The sequence below is a fragment of the Rothia sp. HMSC064F07 genome (genome assembly GCF_001837265.1).
In the GTDB taxonomy this organism is placed as follows: domain Bacteria; phylum Actinomycetota; class Actinomycetes; order Actinomycetales; family Micrococcaceae; genus Rothia; species Rothia mucilaginosa.
This window is the reverse complement of sequence record NZ_KV831926.1, coordinates 598,336-614,482: the sequence shown is the minus strand read 5'-3', so window position 1 is coordinate 614,482 and position 16,147 is coordinate 598,336. Positions and strand designations below refer to the sequence as shown.

12 protein-coding genes and 1 pseudogene are annotated in these 16,147 nt (G+C 59.8%); 4 read left to right on the top strand and 9 right to left on the bottom strand.

Going from position 1 to position 16,147, the window contains the following annotated elements; all coding sequences use genetic code 11:
• Nucleotides 1-16: 16 nt before the first annotated feature.
• The 4 genes from HMPREF2712_RS05020 to galU all read right to left on the bottom strand — a co-directional run bounded on the left by HMPREF2712_RS05020 (nucleotide 17) and on the right by galU (nucleotide 5,070).
• A complete protein-coding gene (locus HMPREF2712_RS05020) occupies nucleotides 17-1,189 on the bottom strand; it encodes a LysR substrate-binding domain-containing protein (protein ID WP_141762570.1) in 1,173 nt (390 codons plus the stop codon).
• Nucleotides 1,190-1,285: 96 nt separating this feature from the next.
• Nucleotides 1,286-1,786: a DedA family protein gene (locus HMPREF2712_RS05015; protein WP_049341824.1), complete on the bottom strand. Its 501-nt coding sequence runs from the start codon at nucleotides 1,784-1,786 to the stop codon at nucleotides 1,286-1,288.
• A gap of 422 nt (nucleotides 1,787-2,208) precedes the next feature.
• Nucleotides 2,209-3,840, bottom strand: coding sequence for a hypothetical protein (locus tag HMPREF2712_RS05010; protein ID WP_070819420.1), 1,632 nt, complete (start codon nucleotides 3,838-3,840; stop codon nucleotides 2,209-2,211).
• A gap of 321 nt (nucleotides 3,841-4,161) precedes the next feature.
• Complete coding sequence (gene galU, locus HMPREF2712_RS05005; protein ID WP_005508447.1) at nucleotides 4,162-5,070, bottom strand: UTP--glucose-1-phosphate uridylyltransferase GalU; 909 nt, start codon at nucleotides 5,068-5,070, stop codon at nucleotides 4,162-4,164.
• 339 nt (nucleotides 5,071-5,409) lie between these two features.
• Here galU and HMPREF2712_RS05000 point away from each other — a divergent pair, with 339 nt between their 5' ends.
• Both HMPREF2712_RS05000 and HMPREF2712_RS04995 read left to right on the top strand, forming a co-directional pair.
• Nucleotides 5,410-6,078, top strand: a complete 669-nt coding sequence (locus tag HMPREF2712_RS05000; RefSeq protein WP_239662250.1) for a 5-formyltetrahydrofolate cyclo-ligase — start codon at nucleotides 5,410-5,412, stop codon at nucleotides 6,076-6,078.
• 230 nt (nucleotides 6,079-6,308) lie between these two features.
• The gene (locus HMPREF2712_RS04995) at nucleotides 6,309-6,494 is read left to right on the top strand and encodes an FmdB family zinc ribbon protein (RefSeq protein ID WP_005508445.1); all 186 of its coding nucleotides are present in this window, start codon (nucleotides 6,309-6,311) and stop codon (nucleotides 6,492-6,494) included.
• 92 nt (nucleotides 6,495-6,586) lie between these two features.
• Here HMPREF2712_RS04995 and HMPREF2712_RS04990 read toward each other — a convergent pair whose 3' ends face one another.
• The 5 genes from HMPREF2712_RS04990 to HMPREF2712_RS04970 all read right to left on the bottom strand — a co-directional run bounded on the left by HMPREF2712_RS04990 (nucleotide 6,587) and on the right by HMPREF2712_RS04970 (nucleotide 14,273).
• Nucleotides 6,587-6,904 carry a P-loop NTPase family protein gene (locus tag HMPREF2712_RS04990; RefSeq protein ID WP_049341821.1) on the bottom strand — a complete coding sequence of 106 codons (318 nt, stop codon included), beginning with the start codon at nucleotides 6,902-6,904 and terminating at the stop codon, nucleotides 6,587-6,589.
• Nucleotides 6,897-10,898 carry a DEAD/DEAH box helicase gene (locus HMPREF2712_RS04985; RefSeq protein WP_070819419.1) on the bottom strand — a complete coding sequence of 1,334 codons (4,002 nt, stop codon included), beginning with the start codon at nucleotides 10,896-10,898 and terminating at the stop codon, nucleotides 6,897-6,899. The genes HMPREF2712_RS04990 and HMPREF2712_RS04985 overlap by 8 nt, the downstream gene beginning before the upstream one ends.
• 127 nt (nucleotides 10,899-11,025) lie before the next feature.
• Nucleotides 11,026-11,484: a hypothetical protein gene (locus HMPREF2712_RS04980; RefSeq protein WP_049346409.1), complete on the bottom strand. Its 459-nt coding sequence runs from the start codon at nucleotides 11,482-11,484 to the stop codon at nucleotides 11,026-11,028.
• Nucleotides 11,485-11,571: 87 nt separating this feature from the next.
• Nucleotides 11,572-12,372, bottom strand: coding sequence for a MurR/RpiR family transcriptional regulator (locus tag HMPREF2712_RS04975; RefSeq protein ID WP_256370599.1), 801 nt, complete (start codon nucleotides 12,370-12,372; stop codon nucleotides 11,572-11,574).
• 263 nt (nucleotides 12,373-12,635) lie between these two features.
• Nucleotides 12,636-14,273 (bottom strand): alpha-glucoside-specific PTS transporter subunit IIBC, encoded by a 1,638-nt coding sequence (locus HMPREF2712_RS04970; protein ID WP_070819418.1) that lies wholly within the window; start codon nucleotides 14,271-14,273, stop codon nucleotides 12,636-12,638.
• A 419-nt stretch (nucleotides 14,274-14,692) separates the two neighbouring features.
• Between HMPREF2712_RS04970 and HMPREF2712_RS04965 the strand changes: the two genes are divergently transcribed.
• Together HMPREF2712_RS04965 and HMPREF2712_RS04960 are read left to right on the top strand one after the other, a co-directional pair.
• On the top strand, nucleotides 14,693-15,571 hold the full coding sequence (locus tag HMPREF2712_RS04965; protein WP_070819417.1) for an endonuclease/exonuclease/phosphatase family protein: 879 nt from the start codon (nucleotides 14,693-14,695) through the stop codon (nucleotides 15,569-15,571).
• Nucleotides 15,572-15,641: 70 nt separating this feature from the next.
• Nucleotides 15,642-16,147 (top strand): annotated as a pseudogene (locus HMPREF2712_RS04960) (alpha-amylase family glycosyl hydrolase); the annotation flags it as partial.

Genomic DNA, 16,147 nt, shown 5'->3' with positions numbered 1-16,147 from the left:
TACCGTCTATCGTTCTTTAGCGTTTCTTGCCGCGGCGTGCGCTGGCAGCTTTGGCGGACTGTCGAGCGTGCTGGCGCGCGTTACCGTTTTTCTTGGCGTTGGCGCGCTTTTTATCGCGTGCTTCGCGGCGGGCGTTGGAGGCTCGCGCCTTCGCTTTTTCCTTTGCCTTTTCAGCGGCGATGCGTTCGGCGCGTGCCTGTCGGGTTTCGCTACCGCGGTCACTGGTTGCGGTGCGGCCACGCACAATACCGATGAAGTCCTGCAGGAGCGCTTCGAGCTCTTCGCTGCGCGGCTCACCCTTGGGAGCACGCGGCCAAACCAGGTGCACCGGGTAGAGGTCCAGGCCCGCAACGGGGCGGTAGGTGAGGTCCTTGCGGTGGTAGAAACGCGCAATGGACATGGGCACAATGTACAGGCCCACACCGGCGGCAACCAGCTCGATGGTTTCTTTATCGTTCAGGCCCTCGGGCACGATGCGACCGGCACTCTCACGCCATGCGCGGGAGACTTCCTCATAGGCGGGAATATCGGAGGCGGGCTGCAGCAGGAACTCTTCAGCAAGCTCCTCCACGGGCACCTCATCAAGCACGGTGAGCACATGGTCCACCGGCAGAATGACCACGGGCAGCTCCTCGTAGAGGCGGATGCTATGGTACTTCTCGCCGTCGGTGCTTGCCGGTTCACGGTCGGGGCGCACAATGCTCATGTGCGCGAAGGGGTTCTCGGGCACAGCCTTACGCTCAATGGGGGCGTGCTCGGTAGCCTCGGCGCTATCCTCAGCGGGCGCCTCGGAGACAGTTTCTTCCGCGGAGTTGAGGGCAGGGTCAATCAGGCACAGGTCCTGATGCAGGGAGTCCAGGCCGCGCGCCTCACGCACGGGCACCTCCGCCAGCTGCACGCGGTCGCCGTAACGCTCGTGCCAGCGGTTGAACCACTTGCCGGGCATAATCGCGGGCACGTAGCTAATGCGCAGCACAGAGCGCTGCAGCACGGGGACGGGCAGAGCCTCCGGGGTCTGGATCATCGCCAGCTGCTCGGGATGCAGGTACACGCGGGTGGGAGCTTCGCTTTCTACCTGGTCGGTAGCGTTTTCGGGCGCGTTCTGCTCGGGGTCGATTGCGGTGAGGGCAGAGTCGTTGACGGGCTGCTCTTCGGGGGTGCCTGCGGTGGAGGATGCGGATGAACTCATCCCTCCACGCTAGCACATCTTGGGCGGGGGCATTGAGGGTAGGTGAGTGGCCTCAACCCGGCGAGATAGTGCACCTATCCCCCGCTGAAGGTAGGACTAGTTCTCGGCGATGTTATCCGCAGTGTTCTCAACGGTTTCGCGGTTAATGCGGCGTTCGCGCAGCTGAGTCACAATGACCAGCACCGTGATAACAATGGCAAGGGCGAGCGGGAACATCCACGGCTCCAGGCCGAGGGCCGCAAGAATTGCGAAGCCGATGGTGGTGTAAATACACGCCCACATGAAGGTTCCAACCAGCATCGCGGGAACCCAGCGACGCAGAGGCATTTTCGTGAAGCCGGTCGTGATGATGACCGCGGTTTGCAGACCCACGGTGAGAAAGCAGAGGGGCACAGCAATAACGCCCCACCGATTAATCAAGCGGCGCGCTTTACGGTAGAGCGGGCTGTCCATGGCTTTGCGGATGCGGTCGAGGCGGGCACCGCCTTCAGCAGCAAGCGCGCCAAGAGCGTACACGATGCTGGTGCGGACGATTCCGACCACCCACATGAAAGCTAGGGCAACCTCAATCGGGAGTGCGTCAAACCAATCTTTCACCCGGCTATTCTCTCATGAGTGGGCGATATTAACCTGATTGAAGGTTCTTTGAGGCTTCTTATTCGACTTTTGGAGGGGTCAGAAAATTTTTTTAAATTTTTTCAGCCGGGGGTTATTGCCCCTTGTCGCCTGCAATGGCGCGGATTTTACTTAGGGCAACCTTAGTTTATTGACAGGGTGTCGCTATTTTCAGCTTGTCACCCGCACGGGAATTAGGATATATTTTTATTACCGAATAGGGCAGGCCTTGTGGGAAGGCCTTCCTAATCGGTCTAGAAGACTTTCTTCCTGTGTGTGATGCTAGAAAAGGAACCCCATGGACGGGGTTCCTTTTCTTTTTAACTTCTTCCCAATCATCCCCAGGCATACAAAAACCCCGACAGTGTGAACTGTCGGGGTTTTATGCGTGTCTGGAGCAAAGTCTACTTCTTACCCTGGTTCTTGTCCTGGCGGTGCAGTGCACTCAGCGGCTTAGGCAGCTGAACCGGGTTCCAGGTGTTGCTAACCGCCTCAAAGGAGGAGCCGGCACCGGGGTGACGGTTCGTCGAACGAACACCGCCGGTCGCAGTAGCACCGGTCGAAAGAACCGAATCGTTCAGCGAGGCGATATCCAGCGCATCGAACTCGGAATCGTCCAGGACATCCGGCAGAGGAATCTCTTCGGGAATCGGCTGAGCGGGAGCCTGAGTAGCAGGTGCCGCAGGTGCCTGACGGACGGGCGAGCCGTCGCGCAGAGCCTGGCGAGCCACCGGCTGATCCGACTGAATAGCTGGCTGCTGAGCAGGAGCTGCTACCGGCTGTGCAGGTGCCTGGGTGGCTGGTGCAGGCTGAGCTGCTACCGGCTTGGCGGGAGCCTGTACGGGTGCCTGAGCGGGCTGTGCAGGCTGAGGCTGGACAGGCTGGCTCGGATCAACCGGAGCCTGCTCTACCCGCTGAGGCTGTGCCGCAGTACGCGGTGCACCGGAGGAAGTAGCGGAACCGCTCTCCTGATCAAAGAGCACGCTACCGCGGCGAATCGGTTGGAATCGACTCGGACGCTGCTGGCGACGCTCCTGACGGTGTGCGACGGGCGCCTCCGCCGCACGGGCAGAACGGGCAGGTACGGCACGAGAAGAATGAGCAGGTGCCGCAGCAGGCGCTTCCGCACGAGGAGCCGCCTCGGGAGCCTCATCGGAGGACTCCACCGCGATGTGCGCGCGGCTCGAGCGTGCCGCCTCGCGGTTCACACCGTGTACAGACTTGCGGGTAGTAGCCTCACGGGTGGCGGGGCGAGCATGATGTGCAGGCTCTTCAGCAACTTCAGGCTCCACACCCTCAGCCGCCGAGTCCTCTACAGGCTCAGAAGCATCATCGCCGGCTTCTTCATGTTCATCGGACTCTTCGTAGGCTTCGTCCTCAGCTTCGTCATCCTCATCATCTTCTGCCTTAGCTTGGCGTGCATCGCGGCTCGCCTTGACCTGGTTAGCAACAGACTCCAGCAGACCAAAACGGCTCACAGCCCATGCACCGCCGGCAAGAATCAGCAAGAGAACAGCCCAGCCCCACGCCAGCACACCAAAGAGCGCCAGAAGACCGGTAACCAGGGCAAGAACACCCAGACCGGCAGCAACCAGCAGGGCAATACCGCTCGGGCTCGAAGTATCAAAGTAGGACAGAGGCGAGGGCTTCGACTCCTCCACCACCGGAATCTCATCCGTGTAAGGGGCAGTCGGGGAAGATTCGCGAATCTGCGAAATAGAAGCCGTATCGGGCGCAGGCTGGGCGGATTCCTCCACCGTGTGGGAGGAACGGGAAGAAGCCTGCGGAAGAGCAGAAGACGGCAGAGAAGTACCCGGTGCCACCGCGTGATCGGAGGACTGGTATGCCTCCGACTCGTTCAGCAACACACCGGCGGAGGCGAGAATATCCTCCGCGGTACGCTCAGCACTAATCAGGGGACGTTCAGGCTCCATGACAGGGCCAGCGGGCGCGCGACGCAGGCTCCTGGGCACAAACCACAGCAGCAAAATCACGGTCAGAATTACCAACACGCCGGAGGTGTTCAAAAGCGTCATATTCAGGTCGCCCTCTATCGTCCCTTTATCCCTAGACTTTAATCATACCCTTATATTCCCAATGCTTTCCATAAGCGGCAAGAATCGGGCTGGATATGCACATATACCCCTGAAGGAATATGCACACTACAACGTCGTCGCGTCCCTGCACAAGGCACACCCTGGGCCCTCGCCCAGTAGCACCCCAAGCACATAATAGACACATACGACGCAAAGGAAGGCGCCCTCCCTTGGGGCTAAAACGCCCCACCGGAAAGAACGCCTTCCTCAGCGTGGTTGGTATTTATCGGTTGCCCTCTTTAGAGAGCGGGTGCAGAGTAATTAGCAGTTCTCTGCAACAAAGTCCTTCAGCCATGCGCGCAGGTCGTCACCGAACTCGGGGCGCTCAGCAGCAAGAATAACGTTTGCCTTCAGGTAGGACAGCTTGTCACCGGTGTCGAAACGGCGGCCGGAGAAGACCACACCGTAGACACCTTCGCCTTCGCCCTCACCCTGAGCCAGAGTCTGCAGAGCGTCGGTCAGCTGAATCTCGCCGCCGCGGCCCGGAGCGGTGTTCTCCAGAACTTCGAAGACCTTCGGGCTCAGAACGTAACGGCCAATCACAGCGTAGTTCGAGGGAGCCTCATCAGCAGCAGGCTTCTCAACCAGGCCGGTGATTTTAACGAAACCGTCTTCGCCCTCAACAGCCTCAATAGCAGCTGCGCCGTAAGCAGAAATAGCCTCGCGGGGAACCTCCATCAGAGCAACGACAGAACCGCCGGTGCGCTCCTGGACCTCCACCATACGAGCGAGCAGGTCTTCCTTCTCGTCAATCAGGTCATCGCCGAGCAGAACAGCGAATGCTTCGTCACCAACGTGGCGCTTTGCGCGCAGAACAGCGTGGCCCAGACCCTTGGGGTCGCCCTGACGCACGTAGTGCAGGTCGCCACCCATCTCATTGGTAGCTACCACGGATGCGAGTAGGGCGTCCTTACCCTGCTCAGCGAGCTGCTGCTCCAGAACGGGAACGCGGTCGAAGTGATCCTCGAGAGCGCGCTTGTTACGGCCGGTAATCATCAGAACGTCGTTCAGACCGGCACGGATTGCTTCCTCCACCACGTACTGAATCGCGGGGCGATCAACGACGGGGAGCATTTCCTTGGGGGTTGCCTTCGTTGCGGGCAGGAATCGGGTGCCCAGACCAGCAGCAGGAATAACTGCCTTAGTAACAGACTTAATTTCAGTAGCCATGCCACAAGAATACCCTAAGTTGTAAAGTACTTAAGGCGATTTATAGACACTATGACATGAAAAAATCTTCAACGTGACTAACTACATATCCACAGCGGCCCATTCTTCGGTGTGCAAAGAAAATGCACCCCACAGAACTCAGCACTATTTTTCTCAAACCCTATACTAAAAAGTGGAATCCACGTCCCCGCAGATATAGGTCAATTTTCACCACCCACCAGGGCAGTTTTACCCTGCGCACGGATACCTCTCAGCATAGAGTGAACGCACCTTACTTCCTACGGGACGCGCCACTCCCCAACCCTTCACACAAGACCCGCAACGACGATGGGACACACCATGCACCTCAACACAACCCCCGCCACCAGCAACTCCGACGCCGGTGCCAGCGCAGACGATATCTCCCTAGACAAAGACATTCTCCGCTCCCAAATCCGCCCGCGCCGCCTCATCGCACGCAGCCACCGCGGTGAACACGGCCAGCAGCAGATGCAGGAGCTCTTCACCGCCCACATCCTCGAAGCAGTCGCACAGCGGGTCCACTCCCCCGGTACCATTGCGGCGTATCTGCCCACCAAATCTGAGCCGCCCATTGTCCAAGCACTAAACGCTCTCCATGAGCAGGGACACCGCATCCTCGTGCCCGTCGTACGCCCCGGTCGCAAACTCGCCTGGGTGCACTGGGACCCCACCGTTGAGCATCCGCTCAGCCCCATGGGCATCCCCGAACCCGAAGGCGAAGAACAAGACACGCAAGCATTCATTGACGCCGACCTGCGCCTCATCCCCGCCCTTGCTTTTGATGCAGGCGGGCACCGCCTCGGTCAGGGAGGCGGCTACTACGACCGCATTATCCCCCTGCTCAGCGACCAGCAGCTCACCGGCCGGAGCATCGGCATTGTCTTCAGCGACGAAATCTACGAAGCTATCCCCTACGACCAGTGGGACGCTATTCTACCGGTGATTCTCACCGAGCGGGGCATTTTCCTCGCTCACCAGCAGGGTTAAAAGCACCCGGCTCACCCACGCCCGATTCACTCTTGATTGACACCCAAATCTTTATGCAAAAACGCAAAGATATGCAGGAACACACCAACAAAATCACTCAGGAAAAAGGTAAAAAGAAACAGAAATAGCTATTTGAGAAGAAAACGCAAATAGCTCCCAACCTTTCAAAAGCGGTACACTCAAACCACGTTAATAAACCATCCCAGCGAAAACGGATACAGAAGGACAAAATGCCGGTCTACGTTTACCAGTGCAAGAATTGCAACCACGTCTTTGAACAGCGCCAGTCCTTTAGCGACGATGCACTGCGCATCTGCCCGCAGTGCGGCGAAGAAACCCTGCGCAAGCGCTACAACACCGTCGGAGTGACCTTCAAAGGTTCCGGCTTCTACAGCACCGACAAGGGCAACTCCTAAACGGGGTCCCACACCAGCCCAAAAGAGGGGCGGGGCAACACACGTTGCCCCGCCCCTCGGCGTTTTAAGAAGTGCTCTCCCTCAGGAAGACGCTACACGATATTGTTACCCCAGTGCGGAGGACGCTGCTGACGCATCCATTCCAGACGCTCACGCTCCTCCGGGGTCAGCGGCTGCGCAGATGTAGCCGCTTTCTGAGAACCCGCCTTCTGAGAACTCGCCTTCTGGGGGTTCTGCTTCTGGGCATCAGCTTTCTTCGGGGAAGCCCCCGCGGCAGAGGAAGTACCCGAAGCCACAACCGAAGGCGTAGTCACGCCCACCAGCAGAGGCTCAGCCCCGCTCACCGAACCGCCGCCGCTCACACGACGGTGCCCACGGCGCGGCTTCGGCGTTGACGAATAGCTAGCCACGAACCTCAGCGCCCTCATCCATATCCAGGTAGTGCAGCACGCGCGCCACCACGGCGTCCGGATCAGCAAATACTTCCAGGGTGCCCAGCGTAATGTAGTTCCAGCCCGTGCGGCTCAGACGCTCCGGCAGCAGACGGGTACGCTCACGCACCGAAGCACGCGCATAATTCGGCTCACCATCGGAGCACGCCACCAGCGGCATAGCCGCCGGAACACTCGGGTTCGAAGAGACCACGGGAGCCACACCCAGCGCGGGAACCGGCTCAGCCGCCAGCTTCTCCGGGGCGTGCGCAATCAGAGCGATATCGCCCTCACCGCGGGTCACACGCACACCGCGAGCCTGCAGACGCGCCACCAAATCGTTCAGCAGCCAGTCGCCCAAATCCGGGGTGTCCGCGTCGTCGGCGGCCAAGAACGCGTTACGCGGCAGGGTCTCCGGCACGCGCTGTGCCTTCGCTTCCACCTCTTCACGCGCCTGACGTTCCGCGTGTTCACGCAGCAGGTGGTAGAAATCTACCGCGCCATGATGTAGCTTCTGCGGGTCCAGCTCGGAGGGGTCAATGCACGAAACAATGCGCAGGGCACGGCGTGCACGAGTCAACGCCACCACAAAGCCCTGGCGGCCATGCTCAGCAGACAGCTGACCCAAATCGTAGGACGCCTGCCCCAGGCGGGCACGACCCACACCCAGGGAGAAAATCACGGTATCGCGTTCGAGGGTCTCGGCGCGGGTCAGGTCGACCACGCGGAAAGACTCCTCACCAGCGGCGAAGAACGGCGCCAGCTGCGGGTACAGGCTCAAGGCATGACGGACCGACTCAGCCACACGCTGAGCGTGCTTCGGGCTAGCCGTCACCACCGCCAGCGAACGGTCTGGGGTACGGTAGGCGTGCTCCAGTACCAGGTTCGTCACGCGCTCCACCTCAACACCGGGCGAATCCAGGTTCGCGTTATCGCTCACTTTACCGCGAGTATCAATGTACTCAACGGTCAGCGAACCGGCGGGCTGGGCGGAGGCGCGGCTCACCGGAGCCGCATGCAGCTGCGAACCGTAGAACTCACGGTTCAGGTAGTCCAGAATCACCGGGTCCATGCTACGGTGCAGCATCGCCAGGGTGCGGTTGGGCAGTACGGTAGCGAGCACGTCGAAGGTGCTGTCCAGCTGCTCACCTGCCGGTTCCGGCGCCCCAAAGGTCGGGGCGGACACGATGAACGGCGAGGGGTAACCCGAATGCGGGTCGCCCAGGGCAATCACCTGGTCGGCGCGGGTAATCGCTGGCAGGTTCGCCGCCAGCGGGGTCGATTCGGAGTCCAGCAGCAGCACCGTATCAAAACGCATGGAGGCGGGAACCTTACGCGCCAGGGCGAAGGGGCTCGCAGTCCACAGCGGCAGCAGGGTACGTGCCATCACCGGGGCGTGAGTCAGCAGCTCCTCGAGCACGAACTCGTAGCCGCGCAGCTGGCTCTTCAGGTACGCTGCCTGATCATGCTCAGACTCAATACGCTCAGTCCACACGCGAGCAACCTTCGCCAGCAGACGCGCCGGGGCGCTAGTCATGTGGGCGTAGTCGGCACGGCGGAAACGGGACTCCATATCGCGCAGGCGGTCGCCGTCCAACAGTTTACCCTCGTGATGTTGCAGCAAGAACTCCAAGGCAGACTGCCACCAGGCAAGCTCCAGTTCAGCGGAAACAACCTCGGTCGGAACCTGACGCGCGTACAGGTCATCGAGCAGCTCCGACAGGCCGCGCTCACGCAGCTTCTGGGTCAGGGCGTCACGCTCCGGTAGGGTCATGAGCAGCACGCGGTCCGCCATGAGGGCGTCCAGGCGCGCGTCCAGGGCATCCAGGTCGGTGCGTACAAAGTCGGTGCCCTCAACGGTGTCAGCCAGGACAATGCCTAGGCCCGCCAGTTCAGACACCAGAGAGTTAAGGGCGGCAGCCAGCTGATCCAGGTTCTCAGGAATCTGCGGGGTGCGGGGCGCCTCAATGTGGCGAATCCACTCGGCACGCTCGGCCTGAACAATCTTCAGCTGCTCGTGCAGGTCACCAATATTCACGCCGGGCAGGATGTACTCCTTTGCCGCGCGGCGCAGGCGGGAACGCTGCATACTGCTCATCTCGATGCCGTTCTCACGGCGCCACGAACCGGATGCAGTCGCCGCAATCAGGTCGGTCACTGGACGGTCGTAGACGTCTGCGCGGAAACGCTTGAGCGTCTCACGGATGCGCATCAGAATCGCCAGCTGCGACTCCCACTCGGCGATGGTACGACCCGTGCGCAGACCCAGCATGGCGCTGGTGCGGTTCATTGCCTCGCGCAGGTTCAGCAGGGAGGACTTGAGGGTAATGACCAGGGCGTACGCCTCGGCGGCTTCCTCGTCATTGACTAGGCGGGCGCGGTACCACGGGGAGGTACGCGAAGCCGCCGCAAAACCATCAATCTCGCCTAGGCGCACCAGCTCGGCACGCACCTGCTCGCGCTCCATGAGCGCATCAAGCATGGGTCGGTCAAAACGCACGCGGGTTGCCGGGCCGTCCTCGGAGGCGGTCAGCTCAGCCAGACGCTGTAACGCCGAGTAGACGGAAATCTGCCAGTTCGCGTCCTTGTTCAGCAGGGCGCGGGTGTGGTCGAGCAGCGCGGCGCGGGTCGCGACGAGCTCTTCGTTCAGGTCCTCGGAGTTCGGTTCTTCGGCACTCTCATTGCGCACAATGGCGCGAATGAACTCGGCGCGCTGAGCCTCGGAGTCGTGCTCGGCGAGCAGGTCGTAGCGCAGGCTCTCAATGCCGGTGCGCTTGAGCAGCGCCGAGAACTCGGCCAGGGTAGAGCGCTTCTCACCCACCACGAGCACGGACTTACCGCGACCCATCAGCGCGGATGCAATGTTCACGGCGGTGCGCAACGGCTCGGTGCCGGGTGCCGCAGTGATAGTGAAGGAGAAACCGCTGACCGCGGTGTCGATAATCTCCTGGGCGTTCGCGTCAGCGTCCAGCAAGAGCATTTCTTCTGCCGGGTCGCGCTGGTCCAGGGGCTGCTGCAGGTTGTGGGCGTTGAGCTCGCGCGGCTTCACGCCGGGAACCTTCAGTGCCGCCAGGTCACGAACCAGCGGGGTGATGGCGGTGTGCGGCAGCTCGCCCAGGCTTTCCTTCAGGTCAGCAAAGGTGGAGATGAAATACTTCGACTCAATGGTCATGCCCGGAATACGACCGGCAGATGCGCGCATACGCTCGATAACCGGCTCGGGGTCCAGACGGGACATGGAGTTTGCCAGCTGAGCCACGTCCATGGTGCCTAGGTCAATACCGTATTCCTGCTTAATCTGGCGGACCATTGCCGGGTTCAGGCGTGCGGAACCGGCGAGGCGCAGCTCGAAGTCGTCATCCTTCGGGTGCGGGGTGATGCTCAGCGGCGCCATGAGAATCGGTGCGATGAAGCGCTTCTCGTAGGCGGCGGCATCCTCGCGGGTGTCGTGCGACAGCCAGGAGGCAGTACCCGCCACGAAGTAGCCGGAGTCCAGGCCGTGGTCGGTGGCGAGTTCGTAAATTTTGGTGCGCAGGGTGCGGGCGGAGCGCATACCCGCCTCAAGCTGCGACTTGTCGCGCAGAATCGTGGAGAGGCGGGTCTTGCGTCCGGCGAGTAGCTGAGCCAGACCGGAGGGGTTCGCTTCGGACAGGTCGATGTGCACGTAGTCGACCTGGTTGAAGTCGAGCATCGCGTCCGGTCCAGTGTAGACGTCCATCTGTTCTGCCCAGCGCTCAAGCCCCGCCGAGGGGTCGAAGTCCTCGTGGGCGGGGTTCAGGTGTGCGGGTAGCTCGGCGATGTTGATTTCGTCGGCTACTTCGTGGGTTTCCTCTGCTGAGGTCGCGGCGGCTGCGGCGGGCTGAGCAGTATCAGCCGGGGTGCCGGGTGCGTGTTGCGCGTCGGTAGGCTCGGGAATCTGGTTCACGTTGTGAGTGTCCTTGTGGGTCAGTGCGGTGTACGTTTGCGCGTACACACCGAAGATGGTGGTTCTTCCGGGGTCCTCTGCCCGGGTGCCTCATGCTGTACTTCAAGCGGGGCGGGTGTCAGCGTGCGCCTGCGTGCATAGTGTGCCCGCATGCTTGCTGTCTGTTCCTCTGTGCTTACTTCGACCACATTGCGATGTTCGCAGCGAGTAGCACTACGGTCACCAATACGTAGAAGACCATGGCGGGCAGAAGCGCCCAACGGTACTTGGGTGCCAGTTCGCCTTCCAGGTTGCCGAAGCGCAGGGAGCGGAAGAGGAAGAAGCTCAGGATTGCGCCGGGCAGGTTACCGATGATGACCAGCAGAATGGTCAGGTACAGGGCGTAGGCTCGTTCGGTGCGTTCGTTCTCTGCGCCCGCGAATTTGAGGGTGCCGCCCAGTAGCAGGCTGAGGCATGCGTTCAGGAATGCCACGGTGAAGAAGGGAATCTTCAGGGCTGCTTGGAAGTCCATCTGGGAGTTCGCTGCGCCCAGAGCAATCCACAGCAGCAGCAGCGCGGGGATGATCATGAGGTACCAGAACAGGTACTTACGCATCTTCTCGGTGTTTTCGATGAGCGCGAAAATTGCGGTCACTGGGTGTCTCTTTCAGGTGATCTCAGGTGGATTCGGTCGGATTCAGGAGGAGTGAGTGAAGGGGCAGGTGGGCACAGTATTGCCTTGTCAGGCGTCGATTTCGCCCCCATTGTTGAGAGCGTCATCCACCTGGTCCTGCAGGGACTCGCGGCGCTCATGTTCAACGTGTTCAATATAGCGGCGCACGATGTAGTCCAGCAGTACCGACAGCGCAACGAAGGAGTAGTAGGGCTTGCGCTGGGTGCTGATCTGGGTGGGGGTGGTCTGGTAGTGCAGGGAGTACTCGGCGTGTGAAGACATGTAGTTCACACCAATGGCGGTCACCGCAATCATGGGGATGCGGCGCAGCGCCAGCATCTTAATGTGTTCGCGCATGTTCTCGGTCTGACCTGAAAAGGACACAATAATGACCACATCGTCCTGGGTCATATTGTTCATGGCGCTTTCGAACTCATTGCGCGCCGGGATGACCTGGCAGAACTTACCGCACACCTGCATGGACTTGGTAAATTCCTGCACGGCGTTGCGCTGCGCGTAGCCGGTACCGAAGCAGTACACGGTGCGAGCCTCATGGATGCGCTTGAGCAGTCCGCTCAGTTCCATGTGCTCGAGGTAGTCGTAGGTGCGCTGAATATCTTCGCGACCGCTCTCAATGAACCGCGGGTTGAAAGGTTCGCTGCGGTTCAGAGAGGACTTAATGAAGTACTTCAACTCGGCAAATCCGGAGAAGTTCAGCTTCTTCGTCAGGCGGATAATTGAGCTGGTCGAAGTATAGGTTTTATGTGCCAGAGAGTTGATCGTTGACTCTGCAACGAACTCTTCGTTTTCTAGCATGAATGCCAAAATTTCCCGTTCAGTTTCACTGAATCGGTGCTGGTTCGCATTCACGACGTCTTGTAAATCCACTCAAAGCTCCTGAATCCGATGGTGAGCAATATATAAATAGTACACGCTCTAGAGTCATCGGCCAGGGTGGGTGAGGACGGTCATCTCTCACTTTGAGTGTGTATGCCAGCAGATTTGAGCTGGGTATGCGCCTGGTACGTGTCCGGGTACAGCTTCGCCGGCGGCATCGGTGTTATCCGATACCGCCGGCGAAGTCTATACCTTATGAGGCGTCATACCGTCAGACGGTTGAAAGCTGAATCCTCTTAGGAGAGGGTCTTAGCTTCGTTCACCATGGTCTCGAAACGCTCGCGAACCTGGGGAACGTCCATGCCGACGATGACCTGGAATGCCTTGCCCTTGCGGACCAGACCCAGAGCACCTGCGCTCTTGAAGTCTGCATCCGAGGGGCTGACCAGGGACTCATCAGCAACGGAGACACGCAGGCGGGTTGCGCAGTTGTTCACGGTGGTGATGTTCTCTGCGCCACCGAGCAGTTCGAGGAAGCCTGCTGCGCGGGGTGCGTAGAGGTCGCCATCAGCGGACTCAGCAGCTGCGCCGCCGTTCTTCTCAGCAGCCTTAGCAGCCTTGTACTCTGCCTTGCTGTAGAGCTTGGTCTCGCCGCCGTCTTCTTCACGACCGGGGGTCTTGAAGTCGAACTTCAGAATCATGAAGCGGAAGATCACGAAGTACAGGACGGTGAAGCACAGGCCCACACCAATCTGCATGAGGTAGGTGCCGGAGTGGTTTGCCCACAGCGGGATCCAGTTCTGGAACAGGAAGTCGAGCAGACCGCCACCCATGTAACCAACCAGACCCAGCTGGTACATGATTGCTGCCATGGATGCTGCCAGGATTGCGTGGACCAGGAACAGCGGGGGTGCCAGGAACAGGAAGGTGAACTCGAGGGGCTCGGTGATACCAATCAGGATCGCGGTGAGGCAGACGGGGATCATCAGTGCGAGAACTTCCTTGCGCTTCTCGGGACGAGCGGTGGTGTAGAACGCCGCTGCGATACCGATGGGTGCGAAGACCTTGGAGTTACCGTGCAGTGCGAAGCCGCCGCCGGGGAACAGTTCCTTCAGGGGCTTGTCGCTCTTAGCGAACTCGCTCAGGTGGCTCGGCCAGTCCTTAGCGATACCGTTCGGGGTAACAACGTTACCGAAGACGAACGGGGAGTAGATGAAGTGGTGCAGACCGGTCGGAATCAGGAAGCGCTCGAGGAAGGTGTAAACCCACACGCCGAGTGCGCCGGATGCGATGAAGAAGCCCTGCAGGGAGGAGATACCGTGCTGAGCGTAGGGCCACAGCCAGGAGAACAGGAATGCCACGGGCATCATCAGGAAGAAGCAGACGCCGTAAACGTACTGCGAGCCCTGGAAGATACCGAGGAAGTCGGGCAGCCTCTTGTCGAACCAGCGGTTGTGTACCCACACCACGATTGCGGAGATGATAATCGCACCGAAGATACCGGTGTCCATGGTCTTGATACCGGCGATCATCTTCAGACCGGTACCTGCCGCGCTCTTAGAGATATCGGTGGTGTAGTCCAGGTCGAAGAAACCGGTGCCACCCTTGCCCCATACCTTGAGCATGGCGCCGACGAAGTAGTTGAAGGTCAGGTAGACCATTGCAGCTTCCATCACTGCACGTGCGTTAGCGGTCTTTGCCAGTGCAATGGGCAGACCAATCACGAAGAGCAGTTCCATCTGGTTGAAGACGGTCCATGCGCCGGCTTCCCAAACAGACCAGAAGTGGTTCCACGCGCTTTCCTTGTCAGCAGCGAGGGGGATCAGGTCGCCGTTCTGTGCAATGATCGCAATACCGACCGCGAGGCCAGCGAATGCGAAGAGAAGAACGGGTGCCAGCATGGCAGAGCCGAACCTCTGTACTTTTTCCATCATGAGGCTATACGCCCTTTCGGGTTGTCGAGTGAGCGGACGCAGGGGTTGGCGATCATTGCCATCCTGCGATGGTCACGCCGTATCTTTATACCTCCAAACGAAAGTATATGAGACGGGTGCCACATATCCTGCGTGCGCTAAATGCCGAATGTGTTTTAGACAAAAACAATAATGCCAGGTCATACCTACCCGCAGATACCAAAAGCAGAAGTTTTGAAAGAGTTTTTCAGAACCTGAAACATCTCCCGGCACTGGTTAAAAATACTTGCTGCAGATGAGACTTTTTCCCTATTACCTAGCGCACAGAATCGATAGCATAAACAGTGCACCCATAGGTCAGAGTGCATAAAAACACTCGCCGCCTCAATGCGCGGTGTGCATATCATTCTTCAACCTCACACATACCCCGGACTTAATACATGCGCTTCCTCACCCTCAACACGCACAGCTGGTGCGAAATCCACCAGATTGCCAAAATCCGCACCCTCGCAAAGTTCATCATTGAACAGCAGGTGGATGTCATTGCGCTGCAGGAAGTCAACCAGCTCACCTCCACCCCCGTGGTGAAGGACCCCCTCAACTACCGCGGCGGCGCAGGCGTGCCGGTTCACGAAGACAACTACGCCCTGCTACTCGTGCAGGCACTCAACGAAATGGGCGCAACCTACGAGTGGACTCTCACCGAAGCCCACATCGGTTGGGACCTCTACGACGAATGCGTAGCAATTCTCTCGCGCCTGCCGATTCGCGGCATCAAGCCCATCGACATGTCCCCCGAGTACGGTTACCACCAGGTACAGCGCCGTGCAGCGCAGGCGGCGCTCATCGAAACTGAGACGGGCACCTTCTGGTGCGCAACCACCCACATGTCCTGGTGGGACTTCGACGGCGAGCCCCTCTTCGCGCAGGAATACACCCGCCTCTCACAGGCCCTGGCAGAATGTGCCCTCACCGCACCCGTACTGCTCGGCGGCGACTTTAACTCCGCCGCGCATCTGAGCGATGAAGGCTACGCGCTGGTCACCTCCAGCGGTATGGTTGATACCCGCTCACTGGCGGAGCACACCGACGGCGAAAACACCGTCCACCGCGAAATCGCCGGCTGGGAAGGTAGCACGGACGCCAAGCGCATTGACTTCGTGTTCGCTGACCGACTGCTCACGGTGAACTCGCACGCGGTAGTCTTCCGCGACAACTCCCCCGAAGCCATCTCTGACCACAGCGGTCTACTCCTGGAAATTGACCCCTCCAGCTGGGCACCGCAGAGCCTCCTGACGCCCCTCACCACCCAGCACTAAGGGCGCCAGACTTTAGCCGCCCCAGGGCGGCCCCGCACAACACTCATCCATACCAAGGGAAGGAAGAACAATGACGACCCAAACCCAGTGGTGGCAGGAACCCGTTGTCTACCAGATTTACCCCCGCTCCTTCAACGATTCCAACGGCGACGGCATCGGCGATCTGCCCGGCATTACTGAAAAGATTCCGTACCTGGCCAAGCTCGGTATTCAGGTGCTGTGGCTCTCCCCCATCTACGCTTCCCCGAACGATGACAACGGCTACGACATCTCCGACTACCGCGCCATCATGACCGAGTTTGGCACCATGGAAGACTTCGATGAGCTGCTCGAAACCGCGCACAAGCACGGCATCAAGCTCATGATGGACCTGGTCGTCAACCACAGCTCCGACGAGCACGAATGGTTCAAGCAGGCACGCTCTTCCAAGGACAACCCCTACCGCGACTACTACATCTGGCGCGACCCCAAGGGCTTCGACGAGGACGGCAAGCCGATTCCGCCGAACAACTGGATTTCCTGCTTCAGCCCCTCCGTGTGGGAATGGGACGAGGCGACCGGCCAGTTCTACCTGCA

What these genes read in the sequence shown, in the direction of transcription:
- HMPREF2712_RS05020 (WP_141762570.1), bottom strand. Translation starts at nt 1,189, where the DNA reads ATGAGTTCATCCGCATCCTCCACCGCAGGCACCCCCGAAGAGCAGCCC.
- HMPREF2712_RS05010 (WP_070819420.1), bottom strand. Translation starts at nt 3,840, where the DNA reads ATGACGCTTTTGAACACCTCCGGCGTGTTGGTAATTCTGACCGTGATT.
- galU (WP_005508447.1), bottom strand. Translation starts at nt 5,070, where the DNA reads ATGGCTACTGAAATTAAGTCTGTTACTAAGGCAGTTATTCCTGCTGCT.
- HMPREF2712_RS05000 (WP_239662250.1), top strand. Translation starts at nt 5,410, where the DNA reads ATGCACCTCAACACAACCCCCGCCACCAGCAACTCCGACGCCGGTGCC.
- HMPREF2712_RS04995 (WP_005508445.1), top strand. Translation starts at nt 6,309, where the DNA reads ATGCCGGTCTACGTTTACCAGTGCAAGAATTGCAACCACGTCTTTGAA.
- HMPREF2712_RS04970 (WP_070819418.1), bottom strand. Translation starts at nt 14,273, where the DNA reads ATGATGGAAAAAGTACAGAGGTTCGGCTCTGCCATGCTGGCACCCGTT.
- HMPREF2712_RS04965 (WP_070819417.1), top strand. Translation starts at nt 14,693, where the DNA reads ATGCGCTTCCTCACCCTCAACACGCACAGCTGGTGCGAAATCCACCAG.